The sequence below is a fragment of the Rhizobium sp. 01N424 genome, assembly GCF_056399485.1.
Window position 1 is genome coordinate 213,481 of the sequence record NZ_JBFTRK010000007.1, and the last position, 16,492, is coordinate 229,972.

Annotated in this window: 20 protein-coding genes and 1 tRNA gene; 17 read left to right on the forward strand and 4 right to left on the reverse strand. The window is 60.5% G+C overall.

Features of this window, described 5'->3' with window-relative positions; all coding sequences use genetic code 11:
• Positions 1-69: 69 nt before the first annotated feature.
• The 4 genes from AC1DNK_RS18915 to AC1DNK_RS18930 all read left to right on the forward strand — a co-directional run bounded on the left by AC1DNK_RS18915 (position 70) and on the right by AC1DNK_RS18930 (position 2,319).
• Positions 70-303 carry a hypothetical protein gene (locus AC1DNK_RS18915; protein ID WP_477942760.1) on the forward strand — a complete coding sequence of 78 codons (234 nt, stop codon included), beginning with the start codon at positions 70-72 and terminating at the stop codon, positions 301-303.
• Positions 304-359: 56 nt separating this feature from the next.
• Complete coding sequence (locus AC1DNK_RS18920) at positions 360-527, forward strand: hypothetical protein (RefSeq protein ID WP_477942762.1); 168 nt, start codon at positions 360-362, stop codon at positions 525-527.
• A 146-nt stretch (positions 528-673) separates the two neighbouring features.
• Positions 674-1,315, forward strand: a complete 642-nt coding sequence (locus tag AC1DNK_RS18925; RefSeq protein ID WP_112387954.1) for a DUF47 domain-containing protein — start codon at positions 674-676, stop codon at positions 1,313-1,315.
• Positions 1,315-2,319: an inorganic phosphate transporter gene (locus AC1DNK_RS18930; RefSeq protein WP_477942764.1), complete on the forward strand. Its 1,005-nt coding sequence runs from the start codon at positions 1,315-1,317 to the stop codon at positions 2,317-2,319. The genes AC1DNK_RS18925 and AC1DNK_RS18930 overlap by 1 nt, the downstream gene beginning before the upstream one ends.
• A gap of 9 nt (positions 2,320-2,328) precedes the next feature.
• On the opposite strand, the gene AC1DNK_RS18935 is transcribed toward AC1DNK_RS18930, so the two are convergent.
• On the reverse strand, positions 2,329-2,628 hold the full coding sequence (locus AC1DNK_RS18935) for a hypothetical protein (protein ID WP_112513818.1): 300 nt from the start codon (positions 2,626-2,628) through the stop codon (positions 2,329-2,331).
• Between the two features lie 117 nt (positions 2,629-2,745).
• On the opposite strand from AC1DNK_RS18935, the gene AC1DNK_RS18940 reads away from it, so the two are divergent.
• Both AC1DNK_RS18940 and AC1DNK_RS18945 read left to right on the forward strand, forming a co-directional pair.
• Positions 2,746-2,820, forward strand: a tRNA-Asn gene (locus tag AC1DNK_RS18940).
• A 74-nt stretch (positions 2,821-2,894) separates the two neighbouring features.
• The gene (locus AC1DNK_RS18945) at positions 2,895-3,164 is read left to right on the forward strand and encodes a hypothetical protein (RefSeq protein WP_477942766.1); all 270 of its coding nucleotides are present in this window, start codon (positions 2,895-2,897) and stop codon (positions 3,162-3,164) included.
• Here the strand turns inward: AC1DNK_RS18945 and AC1DNK_RS18950 are convergent, their stop codons facing one another.
• Complete coding sequence (locus AC1DNK_RS18950; RefSeq protein ID WP_477942768.1) at positions 3,165-3,485, reverse strand: hypothetical protein; 321 nt, start codon at positions 3,483-3,485, stop codon at positions 3,165-3,167. It abuts the gene before it with no gap.
• A gap of 180 nt (positions 3,486-3,665) precedes the next feature.
• Between AC1DNK_RS18950 and AC1DNK_RS18955 the strand changes: the two genes are divergently transcribed.
• The 6 genes from AC1DNK_RS18955 (at position 3,666) to AC1DNK_RS18980 (ending at position 10,456) form a co-directional block, all read left to right on the forward strand.
• Entirely contained in the window at positions 3,666-3,974 is a 309-nt protein-coding gene (locus tag AC1DNK_RS18955) for a hypothetical protein (protein ID WP_112387949.1), read from the forward strand.
• 152 nt (positions 3,975-4,126) lie between these two features.
• Positions 4,127-5,578, forward strand: coding sequence for a cryptochrome/photolyase family protein (locus AC1DNK_RS18960; protein ID WP_477942770.1), 1,452 nt, complete (start codon positions 4,127-4,129; stop codon positions 5,576-5,578).
• Positions 5,575-6,921, forward strand: a complete 1,347-nt coding sequence (locus AC1DNK_RS18965; RefSeq protein WP_477942772.1) for an NAD(P)/FAD-dependent oxidoreductase — start codon at positions 5,575-5,577, stop codon at positions 6,919-6,921. Before AC1DNK_RS18960 ends, AC1DNK_RS18965 begins: the two co-directional genes overlap by 4 nt.
• On the forward strand, positions 6,918-7,772 hold the full coding sequence (locus AC1DNK_RS18970; RefSeq protein WP_477942774.1) for a DUF1365 domain-containing protein: 855 nt from the start codon (positions 6,918-6,920) through the stop codon (positions 7,770-7,772). The genes AC1DNK_RS18965 and AC1DNK_RS18970 overlap by 4 nt, the downstream gene beginning before the upstream one ends.
• A gap of 80 nt (positions 7,773-7,852) precedes the next feature.
• Positions 7,853-9,112 (forward strand): class I SAM-dependent methyltransferase, encoded by a 1,260-nt coding sequence (locus tag AC1DNK_RS18975; RefSeq protein WP_477942776.1) that lies wholly within the window; start codon positions 7,853-7,855, stop codon positions 9,110-9,112.
• Positions 9,113-9,148: 36 nt separating this feature from the next.
• Complete coding sequence (locus AC1DNK_RS18980; RefSeq protein ID WP_477942778.1) at positions 9,149-10,456, forward strand: MFS transporter; 1,308 nt, start codon at positions 9,149-9,151, stop codon at positions 10,454-10,456.
• Here AC1DNK_RS18980 and AC1DNK_RS18985 read toward each other — a convergent pair whose 3' ends face one another.
• Positions 10,457-11,293 carry an SDR family NAD(P)-dependent oxidoreductase gene (locus AC1DNK_RS18985; RefSeq protein ID WP_477942780.1) on the reverse strand — a complete coding sequence of 279 codons (837 nt, stop codon included), beginning with the start codon at positions 11,291-11,293 and terminating at the stop codon, positions 10,457-10,459.
• A gap of 101 nt (positions 11,294-11,394) precedes the next feature.
• Positions 11,395-12,051 (reverse strand): ChrR family anti-sigma-E factor, encoded by a 657-nt coding sequence (locus AC1DNK_RS18990; protein ID WP_477942782.1) that lies wholly within the window; start codon positions 12,049-12,051, stop codon positions 11,395-11,397.
• Positions 12,052-12,269: 218 nt separating this feature from the next.
• On the opposite strand from AC1DNK_RS18990, the gene AC1DNK_RS18995 reads away from it, so the two are divergent.
• From AC1DNK_RS18995 to AC1DNK_RS19015, 5 genes are all read left to right on the forward strand, one after another.
• Positions 12,270-13,310: a cysteine synthase A gene (locus AC1DNK_RS18995; protein ID WP_477942784.1), complete on the forward strand. Its 1,041-nt coding sequence runs from the start codon at positions 12,270-12,272 to the stop codon at positions 13,308-13,310.
• A gap of 6 nt (positions 13,311-13,316) precedes the next feature.
• Positions 13,317-14,054, forward strand: coding sequence for an alanyl-tRNA editing protein (locus AC1DNK_RS19000; RefSeq protein ID WP_477942786.1), 738 nt, complete (start codon positions 13,317-13,319; stop codon positions 14,052-14,054).
• A 43-nt stretch (positions 14,055-14,097) separates the two neighbouring features.
• Positions 14,098-14,967, forward strand: coding sequence for a 3-mercaptopyruvate sulfurtransferase (gene sseA, locus AC1DNK_RS19005; protein ID WP_477942788.1), 870 nt, complete (start codon positions 14,098-14,100; stop codon positions 14,965-14,967).
• 4 nt (positions 14,968-14,971) lie between these two features.
• The gene (locus tag AC1DNK_RS19010; RefSeq protein WP_112513840.1) at positions 14,972-15,532 is read left to right on the forward strand and encodes a GNAT family N-acetyltransferase; all 561 of its coding nucleotides are present in this window, start codon (positions 14,972-14,974) and stop codon (positions 15,530-15,532) included.
• Positions 15,533-15,629: 97 nt separating this feature from the next.
• Positions 15,630-16,427, forward strand: a complete 798-nt coding sequence (locus tag AC1DNK_RS19015; RefSeq protein WP_477942790.1) for a M15 family metallopeptidase — start codon at positions 15,630-15,632, stop codon at positions 16,425-16,427.
• The last annotated feature ends 65 nt before the right edge of the window (positions 16,428-16,492 follow it).

Sequence of the window (16,492 nt, forward strand, 5' to 3'; positions counted from 1 at the left end):
TTCTGATAATATAGACACAGCGAAAATCCCATGTGACGTTGTATCTTGCGTATAGCGGCAGGATAACACATGGCGAAAACACGATACATTTTCGATCATCAGTCCGAGAAGGCCGTTCTTTACCAAGCTGGCAAGTTTCTCTTCCCGATCGGCGGCAACAAGGCCGAGCATTGGGTGGATGGCGACTATGTCTTTTCTCTTGCAACGCAGAAGATCACTTATTGGATTCTCGGCAAGGATTTGTACGGCCATCTAGGCAATGGCGAACTGACGCGCGATCCGCTGTTCTACTTCGGTGAGTGAGCCTCTTGACATCTACATTGATGAGAACAAAATAGGAACATACGACGGAGGTTCCTATGACGCATGCCGAGAAGGTTATCGCAAATGCCCTTGCGACCGTCGCCGCCAGCCGGGCGGAACGGGAAAAGGATGAGGAACGCCGCAGGCGTGTCTTCGGCAAGATCGAGATCGGTCTGCCGCTGCCGCAGATCAAGAACAAGCAGCTGACGCTCGATCTTCATTGAGACCGTGACATCCCTTGCGGCCTGTGTGAAACCTGCCTCAAACGCGTGGAAAAGCCTGCTGGCGCGGTATGTTCGGCCCGGCTTTTATTGCAACAGGACCCCATTTGTGACAGTTGCGTGACAACTCAAGCACTCACGGGGTCGCCATGTTAAGCTGGTTTCGCAAACTTCTTCCGCGCGAAGATCGATTCTTCGATCTTTTTGCTCAGCACTCGCGCACCGTCGTCGGCGCAGCGGAATCGCTGAACGAATTGTTGGCCGGAAACGATACCGAGCGGCATTGCAACCGCATCGTCACGCTGGAAAACGAGGCCGACGATATTACCCGCGAAGTTTTGCTGGCCGTGCGCCGCAGCTTCATCACGCCATTCGACCGCGGCGACATCAAGGATCTGATCCAGTCGCTCGATGACGCGATCGACATGATGCACAAGACGGTCAAGACCATCCGCCTGTTCGAACAGAAGAGCTTCGATCCTGGTATGCAGGAGATGGGCAAGGAAATCGTCAAGGCGGCACATCTGATTGCCGAGGCCATTCCGCTTCTCGACAGGATGGGCGCCAACGCGCAGCGGCTGACATCGATCGCCGAGGAAGTCACCCGGGTCGAAGGCAAGTCGGATGAGCTTTACGATCTCGGCCTGAAAGACCTGTTCCGCCGTCACGGCGCTTCCAACCCGATGGCCTATATCATCGGCAGTGAGATCTATGCCGAACTTGAAAAGGTCGTCGACCGGTTCGAGGACGTCGCCAACGAAATCAGCGGCATCGTGATCGAGAACGTCTGATGGATGCCACCCTCGCCTTTCCGCTGCTAATCGGGCTGATCGCGGTCGCGCTGTTCTTTGATTTCCTGAACGGACTGCACGACGCGGCGAATTCGATCGCGACGATCGTCTCGACGCGTGTGTTGAAGCCGCAATATGCCGTGATGTGGGCGGCGTTCTTCAATTTCATCGCCTTCCTGTTCTTTGGCCTGCATGTGGCGGAAACGCTGGGGACCGGCATCATCAACCCCGAGATCGTCAGCCCGCTGGTGATTTTTGCGGCCTTGATGGGGGCGATCATCTGGAACATCATCACCTGGGTCTTCGGGATACCGTCGAGCTCATCGCATGCGCTGGTCGGCGGTCTCGTCGGCGCTGGTCTCGCCAAGGTCGGCTTCAGCTCGATCGTCTGGGGCGGCCTGCTGAAAACGGCAGGAGCCATCGTGCTGTCGCCGATGATCGGCTTTCTGCTGGCGCTGTTCCTGGTGCTCGCCGTCTCGTGGATCTTCGTGCGGCAGACGCCGTTTGCCGTCGATAGCACCTTCCGCATCCTGCAGTTCGTCTCCGCTTCGCTCTATTCGCTTGGCCATGGCGGCAATGATGCGCAGAAGACCATGGGCATCATTGCCGTGCTTCTCTATTCGCAGGGTTACCTCGGCGGCAGCTTCCACGTTCCGCTCTGGGTGGTGCTTTCCTGCCAGACGGCGATGGCGCTCGGTACGCTCTTCGGCGGTTGGCGAATCGTCCACACGATGGGATCGAAGATCACCAAGCTCAATCCGATGCAGGGTTTCTGCGCCGAGACCGGCGGAGCGCTGACGCTGTTCGGCGCGACATGGCTCGGCATTCCGGTTTCGACGACGCATACGATCACCGGCGCCATCATCGGCGTCGGCGCGGCAAAGCGCGTCTCAGCGGTGCGGTGGGGGCTTGCCGGCAATATCGTCATCGCCTGGGTGGTAACGCTGCCGGCGGCGGCATTGATCTCGGCGCTGTTCTACTGGGCCGCGGGCTTCTTCGCCTGATTCCAGACTTTAGCTACCGGCGGGCCTGCCCCGCCGGTGCCACCAGACCGACAGCCTGCGGCGCCAGCGGCGCGCCAAAGGCAGATCGTGCGACAGCACGATGAAGCCCAGCGGCAGCATCCAGAAGCCGAGGATGGGCAGAAACCCCAGGAAGCCACAGACAATCAGCAGCAGTCCGATGCCAATCCGCGCCATGCGCGAGCGTGGCAGCGGGATGCGCCAGGAGCCAAGAACGAGCTCGCCGGTCGCATGATCGATGCCAAAGCGCTTGGCGCGCGAATTTCCAGTGTTGTTTTTCCCGTCAGTCATCCACAGGAGATGGGGATAAGTGCAGCAATTGCAAGCAGATGTCATTTTTTTGAAAAAACCGCTTGGCAAATCGAACAAGCATTTGTATTAGCCCACTCACACCGCGGCAAGCGGTGATCCCTGGTAGCTCAGCGGTAGAGCATTCGACTGTTAATCGACAGGTCGCCGGTTCGAATCCGGCCCGGGGAGCCAGATTCATCAGCCTAGCTGATAGATTGAATGAGCCGGTTCGTCAGCGAACCGGCTCTTCTTTTTTCTGCGCTACAATGCGTGGAACAATCTCCGCCCTCGCCGCTTACCATCTGATGGCAGAGGATTTTTCAGAACGGTGCGAGCAGGCCCTTCAGCGGTTCATGGCGGAGTTCGGCATAGCCGAGCGCGACAAAGCGATGCGCCATATCGTGCAGGATTGGCTGATCAGCCATGGCTATGCGGAAACGCGTGAAGGCAAAGCCGAACGCCCTGAAGGCGATAGCGGACGCGATCCGGAATTCGTGCAATATCCAAGCTATTACAAGGATGGCGGCACGCTCTGATCAGAGCGACGACGATGCGGTGTTGATCAGATCGCAATCGATGCGCAGGCCGATCTCGCTGACGCAGAAGCGCCCGCTGTCTTCGCCATCACCCGACGCGAAATTCAGCGGCGGCGGTACGCGGACCGGTTCAGCCGTCCAGAGGACCGGCCGCGACAGGTCAAGACGCTGGCTCTCGGCAGATTCGCTCTTCAGGATGGCGGTGGCGGCCATCATGCCGCCGATCGTCAGGGTAACCGACAAGGCAGCCTTGAACGACATATCCGCTGCTTCGATAAAGGAAATGACCACCTGAACCCCATGCGCCGCATCATGCGGCATGGCGCTTCCTAATCACGCGGCAGAAGCCGTGACCAGCGCCTTCGCCTGTTAAGGTTTACGCGTAACCACATCGGCTTTTGCGGACTGAAACTTCAACGGGAAATTTCGGAACAATGGCTCGCCCCACGGGTTTCGCCTTGGTCACCCATAGTGAAGAAGCAGAATAGGAGGAGTTTCTCCATGCGTAAGACATTTGCCGCAGCATCGCTGCTCGCCATCGGCCTCGCCGCGCCCGCCTTCGCGCAATCGGCACCGGCCTACGATACGACGGCACCGGATGCACCGCGCTATTCGTCCGATATGAGCGTTGATAACAACGGCACGCATCCTGTGCGGGTCGAGCCGGTCGATCCGGTGACGACCGAGAGCATCGGCGAGCCGCGCGGCGTACTTGATTGCCCGAATATGCCGCAGCAGGGCGTTGTCGATAGCCGTGCCGGTCAGGGTGGAGCGTCGATCAGCGATCGCTGCCGCGAGTATGACAACTGACCGACATAGTTCCCAGGAAAAGGCCGGTTTCTACCGGCCTTTCTCATGTCCGCCTGACGCGTGAATAAAACTGTCTCTCCGTCTGAAACTTTTGATCCAGAGGCGCCGTAAGTGCGTAGCAGACCAAAAGAACAGAACAGGGAATGACGGCGTTGGCGAAGGCAGTGGAAAAACCGGTTATTGTCTGGTTTCGCAAGGATTTGCGTCTGGACGACCATCACGCGCTGCACGAGGCTTGTGCCTTGGGAAAGCCGGTCATTCCTGTCTATATCCGCGAGCCCGAATCGTCGGGCAATGGCCCGCTTGGCGCTGCCCAGGCCTGGTGGCTTCACCACTCTCTCGAAGCACTCGACCGGTCGCTTCAAAAGCATCACAGTAAACTTGTGCTTCTCAGCGGCAACGCGCTCGATGTGCTGCACGCGCTGATCAAATCGACGGGTGCCGAAACGGTGCTCTGGAACCGCCGCTACGATCCGCCTGGGATCGCCATCGACACGCGCATCAAGCACGAACTGGAGCGGCAGGCCGTACAGGCGCAGAGCTTTGCCGGGCAGCTGCTGCACGAGCCTTCTAAGCTGAAGACCGGCGGCGGCACGCCCTACCGGGTCTACACGCCGTTCTGGCGGGCGCTGGAGGGCTCCGGAGAGCCGCCGCATCCGCTGGAAGCGCCGAAGAAGATCGCCTTCCCCAGCCATTGGCCGCAATTCGACAGCCTCGCCTCCTGGAAGCTATTGCCGGTGAAGCCGAACTGGGCGTCGGCCTTCGACGAGGTCTGGACGCCTGGCGAGGATGCGGCGCTGGAGAAGCTTGCCGATTTCGTCGACGATCGCCTGAGCGGCTACAAGAAGGATCGCGACTTCCCTTCGGTCACAGCCACCTCGATGCTGTCCCCGCATCTGGCACTCGGCGAGATATCGCCTGCCCGCATCTGGGATGCGACGCGTGGATTGTCGAAGCGCGTCTCGCCGGATGATCTCGTGCATTTCCGCAAGGAGCTTGCCTGGCGGGAATTCTGCTATCATCTGCTCTTCCACTTCCCGAAGCTGCCCTATGCCAACTGGAACGATCGCTTCGACGGTTTCGAATGGCATAACAACAAGGCGCATTTCGATGCCTGGACGCGCGGCCTGACGGGATATCCGATCGTCGACGCCGGCATGCGCCAGCTCTGGCGGCATGGGATCATGCACAATCGCGTCAGGATGATCACCGGCTCGTTCCTGATCAAGGATCTGATGATCGACTGGCGGCGCGGCGAAAAGTGGTTCCGCGACACGCTTGTCGATGCCGATCCGGCGAGCAACGCGGCCAACTGGCAGTGGGTCGCGGGCTCCGGCGCCGATGCCTCGCCATTCTTCCGCATCTTCAATCCAGTGCTGCAGGGCGAAAAGTTCGATCCCGACGGCACTTATGTGCGCGAATTCATCCCCGAGCTCGCAAAGCTCGACACCAAATACATCCACCGCCCCTTCGATGCACCGGCTGCGGTGCTTGAGAAAGCTGGCATCATTCTTGGTGACACCTATCCCAAACCGATCGTCGATCACGCCGCCGCCCGCGACCGCGCGCTGAAAGCTTACAACGCCATAAAGGACGCTGCATGAACGCGCATTTTCACATCGCCCGGCCGCCGCAGGAACGCTTGAGGATCGCCGTGATCGGCTCCGGCATTTCGGGTGCTTCGGCTGCCTGGGCGCTCAATCCGGTGCATGACGTTACGTTGTTCGAAAAGAACAGCCGCCCCGGCGGGCACACGGCGACCGTCGACGTCGATTATGGTGGGAAGCACATTTCCGTCGATACCGGCTTCATCGTCTACAACGAATGCAATTACCCCAATCTCACCGCGCTGTTTGCCGAGCTCGACGTCGCAACGCATGCCAGCGACATGAGCTTCTCGCTGTCGCTGGACGAGGGCCGTCTTGAGTGGAGCGGCTGCGGTCTCTCCTCGCTGTTTGCGCAGAAGCGCAACCTGCTGCGCCCGTCCTTCTTGCTGATGATCCGCGAGATCCTGCGCTTCAACAAGACCTGCCTGGAAGACCGCGCCGCGGGCCATCTGGCATCACGCTCGATCGGCGATTATCTCGATTGGCGCGGCTTTTCCCCCGGGTTCACCAACAATTACCTGGTGCCGATGGCGGCTGCCATCTGGTCGACGCCATCGCAGCGGATGATGCAGTTTCCGGCCGAGCACTTCGTCAACTTCTTCGACAATCACCGGCTGATCTATACCAAACAGCATCAGTGGCGGACGGTGACCGGCGGCAGCCGCAACTATCTGGAAAAGTTGCTGGCGCCGCTCGGCAGCCGGCTGAAGCTTTCCTGCGGCGTGCGCGGCGTGATGCGTAACGCTGATGGCGTGACTGTCATCGACGACAGCGGCAACGAGCAACATTTCGACAAGGTGATCTTCGCTTCCCACAGCGATCAGACGGCGAGAATACTCGTCGATGCCACCGATCGCGAGAAGCGGTTGCTCGGGGCCGTGCCCTATCAGCCGAACCGCGTCGTGCTGCACCGCGACCTGTCGCTGATGCCCAAGCGGCAGAAGGTATGGGCATCGTGGAACTACCTGCGCTCCAGCGAGGACGATGGCCGCGCCGAGGTTGCCGTCAGCTACTGGATGAACCGGCTGCAGGGAATCGATCCCGCCCTGCCGCTGTTCGTGACGCTCAATCCCGGGCGCGAGCCGGATCCGGCAAAGGTCTTTGCCGAGTTCAGCTACGAGCATCCGCAATTCTCGGCGGAAGGCATGGCGGCCCAGCGGGAGATCGCGTCGATCCAGGGAAACAACAATTGCTATTTCGCGGGCGCCTGGACGGGCTACGGGTTCCATGAGGATGGACTCGTATCCGGCCTGGCGGCGGCGGAAGCCCTGGGCGGGGTGATCCCCTGGCGGGCCACCCAGGCTTCTTCCCGCGAACCTCTTCTGGACGCGGCGGCATGACTCTCCGCCCGCAAAGGCATGGCGCGAGCATGGCGCGGAATGGTCCGCCGCCGGATGCTGCCGCTGCGCTTTACTGCGGCAGCGTCATGCATCAGCGCATGAAGCCTTTCGGACATCGCTTCCAGTACAAGGTCTTCTCGCTGCTCATCGATCTCGACCGGCTTGCGGAAGCCGATCGCCTTTCGCCGGTCTTTTCCGTCAACAGCAGCAACCTCGTCGCTTTTCACGAGGCAGATCATACGGGTGATGCCGGGATGCCGTTGCGCACCTACGCCGACAGGCTGCTCGACGACGCCGGGCTTGGTGAGCGGGCGGCGCGCGTTCTGCTCGTCTGCTATCCGCGTATCCTCGGTTACGTCTTCAATCCGATTTCCGTCTATTATGCCTATGGTGCGTCCGGCGACCTCATCGCCATGATCTACGAGGTCAGGAACACTTTTGGCGAGCGGCACACCTATGTTTGCCCCGTCGGTCTTGGCGAGCTTTCGGACAGCGGGCTGCGGCAGAGCTGCAGCAAGCTTTTCCATGTTTCTCCCTTCATCGGCATGGATATGGACTATCACTTCCGCATGCTTCCGCCGGGCGACGAGATCCGCTGGCGGATCCTGGAGACAGATCGGCAGGGACCGCTGCTCGCGGCGACCTTCTCCGGCGCGATGAAGCCACTCGCCAGCGCCACCCTTGCGGGGCTGACGGCGCGCATTCCCTTCCTGACCTTCAAGATCGTCGCCGGCATCCATTGGGAGGCGCTCAAGCTCTGGATCAAGGGGGCGAAATACATCTCGCGCCCTGCCCCGCCGCCACCGGTAAGTGTGCGCCACCCATCCCATATTGCAGAAGCTGCTGAATGACATTAGCGTTCGCAGAAATGCCGGGGGGCTGGCTCATGCAATCTCCGTCCTTAACCGGCTAACGGCTGGAGGAACCGATCATGACCACTGCAGAAGACTGGAATTCCTTTGCCCGCGGCGCACTGGCGCTGACGGCCGATAATCTTGGCCGCTTTTCGAAGGGCCTGCCATTGAAGGCGAAGTTCGCGCTGCGCGGCCTCCTGCAGATGCAGCACGGCGCGCTGGCGCTCGAACTTCCGGACGGACGTAAGGCGCTGATCGAAGGCCGGATCGAAGGTCCTCGCGCCGCTGTCAAGCTGAACAACTGGAACCTTGCCAGCCGGGCGATGACCAGCGGCACGATCGGCGTTGCCGAGACCTATATGGACGGCGACTGGCAGAGCCCCGACATTACCGCCTTCCTCGAACTGTTCCTGGTCAACGGCGAGGCGGCCGAAAAATATTCGAACGGCAGGAAAGGCATCATGCGGGTGTTCGAGCGCATCCGCCACTGGATGAACACCAACACCAAGACGGGCTCGAAGCGCAACATTTCGGCCCACTACGATCTCGGCAACGACTTCTACAAACAGTGGCTCGATCCGACGATGACCTATTCGTCGGCGCTCTATTCCACCGGCGCCAACGATCTGCAGTCGGCACAGAACGCCAAATACCGGGCGCTCGCCGAAGCGACCGGCATCAGGCCCGGCGATCATGTGCTGGAGATCGGCTGCGGCTGGGGCGGCTTCGCTGAATTCGCCGCCAGCGAGATGAATTGCAAGGTGACAGGATTGACGATCAGCCGCGAGCAGCTGGCTTTTGCCGAAGAGCGCATCCGCAAGGCGGGGCTTGCCGACCGGGTCGAGCTGCGCTTCCAGGATTACCGCGACGAGAAAGGGCTCTACGACCGGATCGTCTCGATCGAGATGTTCGAGGCCGTCGGCGAAAAATACTGGCCTGCCTATTTCTCCAAACTGCGCGAATGCCTGAAGCCGGGCGGCAAGGCCGGGCTGCAGATCATCACCATCAAACCCGAGGCTTTCGATCAATATCGCAGCAATCCCGACTTCATCCAGAAATACGTCTTCCCGGGCGGAATGCTGCCGACGCAGGACCATCTGGCGGAACTCGGCCGCAGGGTCGATCTGTCGCTGGTGAAGGATTTCGGCTTCGGTCTCGATTACGCCCGGACATTGGCCGAATGGCGCGAACGCTTCTGGAATGTCTGGGAGCGGGTCCGGCCGATGGGTTTCGACGAGCGTTTCAAGCGCCTCTGGGAATTCTACCTCTTCTATTGCGAGGCAGGCTTCCGCGCCAAGAATATCGACGTCCGCCAGGTCGTCTTTTCGCGCAGCTGACGGCACCGGATGAGCGGCGAGCGGCAGAGATCCGATGTGACAGCCGCGACCCGCCTCGCCTATACGCTGCCCGCCGCCCCACTCGCAGCGCTCGGCCTGCCGCTCTATGCCGTCGTGCCGACCTATTATACCGAGACGCTCGGTCTGCCGCTTGCGGCCGTCGGGCTGACGCTGCTGCTGGTCCGTGCCTTCGACGCGGTCTGCGACCCCATTATCGGCGTTCTCGCCGACCGCTACCGGCCGAAATTCGGGCGGCGGCGGTTCTTCTTCGCGCTGTCGCTGCCGGTCGCGGCGATTGCGGCACTGGCGCTCTATGCGCCGCCTGCCGGTGCGACGGTGGTCTGGCTCGGGCTATGGGGCTGCCTGCTCTCCCTCGGCTTTACGCTGGCGCTGGTGCCCTATTCGGCCTGGGGCGCCGAACTGGTGAGCGATTATGCGGGGCGCACGTCGCTTGCCGCACAGCGCGAAGCGACGACGCTGGTGGGAACCCTGATCGCCATCGTCCTGCCCTTTGCAATCGGCCTTGATCCGGCTGGCGGCATTTCGGGATTGGCCGTGCTCGGCATTGCGGTGGCGACATCGCTGCCGCTGGTCGGCGCCTTTACGCTCTGCAAAGTCCCGGAACCCTCGGAGCATACGACTGCGATCGTCGGCTGGCGCAAGGGGCTTAGCTATCTCGCCGCCAATCGTCCGTTTGTCCGGCTGCTCTCCGCCTATTTCATGAACGGGCTTGCCAACGGCATCCCCGCCACGCTGTTTCTTTATTTCGTCTCTACGAGGCTCGGCATGCCCGAGGCACGCGGTCCGCTGCTTTTCATCTATTTCCTTGCCGGAATAGCCGGAGTGCCGCTGGCGGCGTTTGCCGCCAGACAGGCAGGCAAGCACCGCGCCTGGTGTCTGGCGATGATCGCCGCTTGTCTGGTGTTCGCAACGGCACCTCTGCTGCCGCCGGGTGCCGTCTATTCGTTCGGCCTTATCTGTGTCCTGACCGGGCTGATGCTGGGCTTCGATCTGTCGCTGCCGCCTGCGATGCAGGCCGACGTGATCGACGAGGATACGGCGAATTCGGGCGAGCAGCGCAGCGGCCTCTATTTCGCCGCCTGGGGACTGGCGACAAAGGCCTCGTTGGCCCTGGCTGCCGGACTGGTGTTTCCAACCCTGGCGTTGTTCGGCTTCGATGCCGCGAAGGGAGCAGAGAACGCGCCTGCTGCGCTGACGGCGCTCGGCGTCATCTACGCATGGGTGCCGATCGCACTGAAGCTCGGCGCCGTCGCATTGATGTGGAATTTTCCGCTCGACGAGGCGAAGCATCGCGAGTTGCGCCATCGGATCGAAAGCCGCTGATCACTCGGCCGGATGTGGAGTGACGGGGTGATGGCTGTGCTTTCCGGCCGGCCGTTCGTTCCAGCCGGTGGAGCGGTTGAGCAGCCAGAAATACAGGCTATAGGGCAGCATGCGCAGCAACTTCAATTGATAGGTGAAGCGCTTCGGGAAGCTGATCTCGAAGGATTGCGATTTGAGGCCGGCGGCAATTTCCGACGCCGCTTCCTCGACGGATATCAGCGACGGCATCGGGAACTCGTTTTTCTGCGTTGCCGGCGTATCGACAAAGCCAGGGCAGATGATCTGGATGCGGATTCCCATCTTGTCGAGATCGAATTTCAGGCTCTCGGCCATATTGATGAGTGCGGCCTTGCTGGCGCCGTAGGCAGCGCTCGTTGGCAGCCCGCCATAACCCGTCACCGACGACACGATGGCGATCTGCCCCTGCCCCTTGCCCTTCATGTGCCTGACAGCAGGCACCAGACAGTTGACGACGCCGGAGAGGTTCACCGCAAAGGTCTTTTCGAAGTCGGCAATATTCAGCTCTTCGGCATGAACGGGCAGATAGACACCTGCATTGAAGATCGCCATGGCGAGCGCGCCGTGTTCATATTCGATTGAGGCGAGCACATGTTCCATGTCCTCGGCATCGGTCACGTCACCATCGAGAACGATAATGCCGCCCGGAAGGCCGTTGGCTTCGGACTGCAGTTCGGCGAGCTTTTCGTGATCCCGGGCAGTGACGGCAACCTTGTAGCCCTCGCCTGCGAGCTTCAGCGCCAGAGCCCGGCCAATGCCGGAGCTGGCGCCTGAAATCCAGACGATGCCGTGTTCGGGGCGGGCAATGAAATCGCGCATATGAAATACCTCCAGGACTGCCGGATTCAACACCAAACCACGTCCGGAAGTTCCCCGAGTGCTCCCGGATTCAAGCTCATATCACGCTATTGTGGCTGCTTTCAGCCGATCAGATCGCCGATCAGCTGGCGGAACGACCCTGTGAGCTTGATCGGTGCGTCGAGCACGGAAAAAGCAATGCACGGACGCTCCTTTTCGGCGACCGGCCGGTGGTTGAGAGTCTCGTCGGCAACGGAAATATCGCCCGGCCCGAACCGGCCGCGTTCATCGATGAAGGCGCCGTCGAGGATGAGGATCAGCTCCATGCCCTTATGGGTATGGGCGGGAAGCGCACGGCCGGGACGGATCCACATCAGGCTGACCTCGCAGCCATCTATATCCGTCGAATATTCCTTGAACCCGGGAAGTTTGGTCTTCCACGGCACGGTATCGGCATCGAAGCCCACAAGCTCGCGGATGGGGCGTGGGAAGACAGGCTTGGCAGAGTTCGGCATGCGGGCAGCCGATGGCATGTCTTTTGAAGCAAAGATCGCCTGAAGGCGCTGGTCGCGATCGGCGATCGGCGTGCCGTCCGTCAGCTCGAGGGCCTCGCCGGCGAGCAGCTCCAGATCCGTCACCAGGCCACGGTTATCCGGCTTCAGTTCCAGGTGGGACGCCACGAGCACGCGCGCCGGTTCAGGCAATGAACCGGCGACATAATGCGCCATCAATGCATCGACACTGTCTATATGCTCATGAACCATATCGGTTTCGGCCACGCCCTGTTCCTGCGCTCCGCAATTGCTTGTCGTCGTCCATACGCGGAAAGTCAATCTTCGGATCACCCGCCACTTTTGGGGCCGACTTCGAGACTTCCCGAAACTGAAGACTAATTTTACCGGCGCGGGCAATGGCGAGGAATAGCATTTCTTGCCAACCCTGCCTTGTGAAGGGAAAAGACCGTTCTTACAGTAAGAGCTCCAAAGAGGCAGATTCCATGACCGTCTACCCCTCCGTGATCGAAGCGATCGGCAACACCCCGCTCATCAAGCTGAAGGGCGCGTCAGAAGCGACCGGCTGCACTATTCTCGGCAAGGCTGAATTCCTCAATCCCGGCCAGTCGGTGAAGGATCGCGCCGCGCTCTACATCATTCGCGACGCCGAGAAGAAGGGCCTGCTGAAGCCCGGCGGCGTGATCGTCGAGGGCACGGCCGGCAATACCGGCATCGGCCTCACCGTCGTCGCCAAGGCGCTCGGCTATCGCACCGTCATCGTCATTCCCGAGACGCAGAGCCAGGAAAAGAAGGATGCGCTCAGGCTGCTCGGCGCCGAACTCGTCGAAGTGCCTGCCGTCGCTTACAAGAACCCGAACAACTACGTGAAGGTTTCGGGACGTCTTGCCGAACAGCTGGCAAAGAGCGAGCCGAACGGCGCCATCTGGGCCAACCAGTTCGACAATGTCGCCAACCGTCAGGCACATATCGAGACGACCGCCAGGGAAATCTGGCAGGATACCGATGGCAAGGTGGACGGCTTCATCTGCGCCGTGGGCTCCGGTGGCACTCTGGCGGGCGTCGCGGCCGGTCTGAAGGGTTTCAACAAGGACATCAAGATCGGCCTTGCCGACCCTGAAGGCGCGGCACTCTACGAATTCTACAAGAACGGCGAACTGAAATCCTCGGGCTCCTCGATCACCGAGGGCATCGGCCAAGGGCGCATCACCGCCAATCTCGAAGATTTCACGCCTGATTTCGCCTATCAGATCACCGATGCCGAAGCGCTTCCCTATGTCTTCGATCTTGTCGAGCATGAGGGGCTTTGCCTCGGCGGATCGACCGCGATCAACATCGCCGGTGCCGTCCATCTCGCACGGGATCTGGGCCCGGGTCACACGGTGGTGACAATCCTCTGCGACTACGGCAACCGTTACCAGTCTAAGCTTTTCAACGCCGACTTCCTGAAGTCCAAGGGCCTGCCGGTTCCGGGCTTCATCAAGTCCGCGGCAGATATCAAAATACCCTACGAACCAGCAGCGTGAGACCCAATGCCAGTCAATGCCCTCTACCGTGACGACTTCTACCTTTCGACATCGGAGGCGGTCGTCACCGCCATTCACGACGATGGGGGCATCGAACTGGACCAGACCTGCTTCTACGCGACATCGGGCGGACAGCCCGGTGACACCGGCTTTCTAGAACGCGCCGACGGCTCGAAGATAGAACTCGGCCAGACGAAGCATGGCGCCGCCAAGGATATCATCATCCATGTGCCGCTCGAGGGGCAGCCGGTTCCCGCGGTCGGCGAAAAGCTGGTGCTGCATGTCGATTGGCCGCGCCGCTACAAGCTGATGCGCATGCACACCGCCTGCCATCTGCTCTCCGTCGTCTGTTCCTTCCCGATCACCGGTGCGGCCGTTGGTGAAGACGAAAGCCGTGTCGATTTCGATATGAGCGAGACGATCGACAAGGACGAGGTGACGGCAAAGATGATGGAACTGGTGAACCAGAACCATCCCGTCTATCTGCAGTGGATCACCGACGACGAGCTCGCCGCCAACCCTGGTATCGTCAAGTCGAAGAACGTCCGCCCGCCCATGGGCCTCGGACGCGTCAGCCTTGTCTGCATCGGCGAGAATTCCGCGATTGACAGCCAGCCATGCGGCGGGACACATGTGTCGGAAACGCAGGAAGTCGGGCAGATTCACATTGCCAAGATCGAAAAGAAAGGCAAGGAAAACCGCCGCTTCCGCATTCGCTTCGGCGCTCCCGGCGACGAGGCGTAAGATAGCCGTTTAAAGGCTGCATCAAGAGATCAGGGAGAGCAGAATGAGTGAAGACAAGAGCCGTTTCGTCGTTTCGGCCGATTGGCTGCAGGGCGAGCTTGGAAAGCCGGATCTGCGCGTCCTCGACGCCTCCTTCTATCTGCCGGCGCAGAAGCGCGACGCCGATGCCGAATATGCGGCAGGCCATATCCCGGGTGCGATCCGCTTCGACCAAGACAAGATCGCCGATCACTCGACCAATCTTCCCCATACGATCCCCTCGCCCGGCTATTTTGCCACTGAGGCGGGCAAGCTCGGCATCAGCGAGAACGACCGTATCGTCGTCTATGACGGCATCGGCATGTTCGCCTCGCCGCGTGTCTGGTGGCTGTTCCGGGTGATGGGCGCAAAGAACGTCTTCGTGCTCGACGGTGGTCTCGATGGCTGGAAGGCCGAGGGACGTCCGCTGGAAACGGCAAAGCCCGATTATGCGGCTGCGACCTTCAAACCCAACTATGACGAGGCCCGCGTGGTCACGCTCGATCGCATGCGCGACATCGTTTCGAGCGGCGCGCTGCAGATTGCCGATGCCCGCAGCGCCGGACGCTTTGCCGCCGCCGAGCCCGAGCCGCGCGCAGGCATGCGCTCCGGCCATATGCCCGGCGCCCGCAGCCTTCCCTCCGGCGTCTTCGCCACACAGGGCCGCTTCAAGTCGCTGCCCGAGCTGAAGCAGACGATCGAGGACGGCGGTATCGACCTGTCGAAGCCCGTCGTCACGTCCTGCGGTTCCGGCATCACCGCGGCCATCATCACGCTGGCGCTGGAATCACTCGGCCACACCGACAACAAGCTCTATGACGGCTCATGGAGCGAATGGGGCAGCCGCGACGACACGCCTGTCGTCACCGGCCCGCCCGATCCGATCAAGGCTTGAGCGCATGGCAAAATCTCCTTCGTCGCTCTCCGCCCATATCACCCGCCTTGAAATGACCTCGCCGCCAAAGGCGAGCCTGCCGATGCCCGTCAATATCCAGACGGCCATCATGCGGACGACCGAGATCCCGCTGCCCTTCTACCGCCACCTCTACCGACAGGTCGGGGCCCGCTGGCAGTGGGTCGACCGTCTCCGGTTGACCGATGAACAGCTGACCGCAACGCTCCACGACAAGCGCAACAATATCAGCGTGCTCTATGTCAACGGTGCACCCGGCGGATTCTATGAGTATTTCTGCCAGGACGAGGACACGATCGAGCTGTCGCATTTCGGCCTGATCGAGCACGCGCTCGGCCTCGGCATCGGCAAATGGTTCCTGCTGCAGGCACTCTATGCGATCTGGACGCTGAACCCGAAGCGGGTGCTGACGACGACCAACAATCTCGATCATCCCCGCGCGCTGCAGCTCTACCAGATGTTCGGCTTCTCCCCGGTCTCGACCGGCACCGGCATCGTCCGGCCGCTGAGCGACAAGGAATTGCTGGAGATCGCCCGCAAGGGCTGAGTGCAACCAATATATACCCTGAGTTGCTGCATTGAACGCAACTCAAGATGGATTTCGTCAGCCCGATGCAGTATTCTCAACCTCATCTGAGGGAGGGATGACGATGCCAATAGGGACTTATAATCACCCGCTTTTCGGGGTCGTGAAATTCAAGACAAAGCACAATGATTGGCGGCGTGGCGATCCAATCACCTTCATTGACGGCTTCAATTCCGCCGACGTAGTCAACGTTACCGTTCCGCAGCTGAAGCATATCCCAAACACGAATAACGGGGTGATCAAGTTTCACAAGCGTGGACAAAAGCAGCTACTGGCGGCGTTCGAAGACATCGAAAATCTCGGGCTACTGAAACATATCGACAGCTGCGCCGGCGCCTTTTATCAGCGGCTGAAGAAGCCAACGTCGGGCGCGCTCAGCAAGGAGCCATCCAACCACTCGTTCGGAATCGCGATCGACCTCAACGCCGACGACAAATGTCTTGGCTGCACAACCGCTCCGATTGCGCCGGTCTTCGAACATCATGGCTTTCGCTGGGGAAAATCCTTCAACGACCCCATGCATTACGAAATCATCAAATTCATCGACAACGACGCGCCGTCGGTCAAGGACGTGACGATGAACATAAGCGGCGCCGCCGTCGCCGCCGACGTGAAGAGCGTCTTTGGCGATCTTTTCGTCAAGGTGGCGGATATCAGGATGATTCCCGGTCTGCAGGTGGCAGACATGGGACCAAATGCGGTCGCGGTGGATTCGCCGGCTGGCAGTGAGGTATTTCCAACATTGCAGTTCGGAGGGCTCACCTTAGCCCCCCTACCGCAAATCTTGGGTTTCGCGGGACTGAAATTGGCATTCGATAATTCGAAGAAGACTCTCGACGCCGATAGGCTTGCCTGAAGTTCGGCAGGAATCGGGTGGTTCGCTTCCTGATAAAGGCGCATTTCATGGCGGAAACCTGAGGA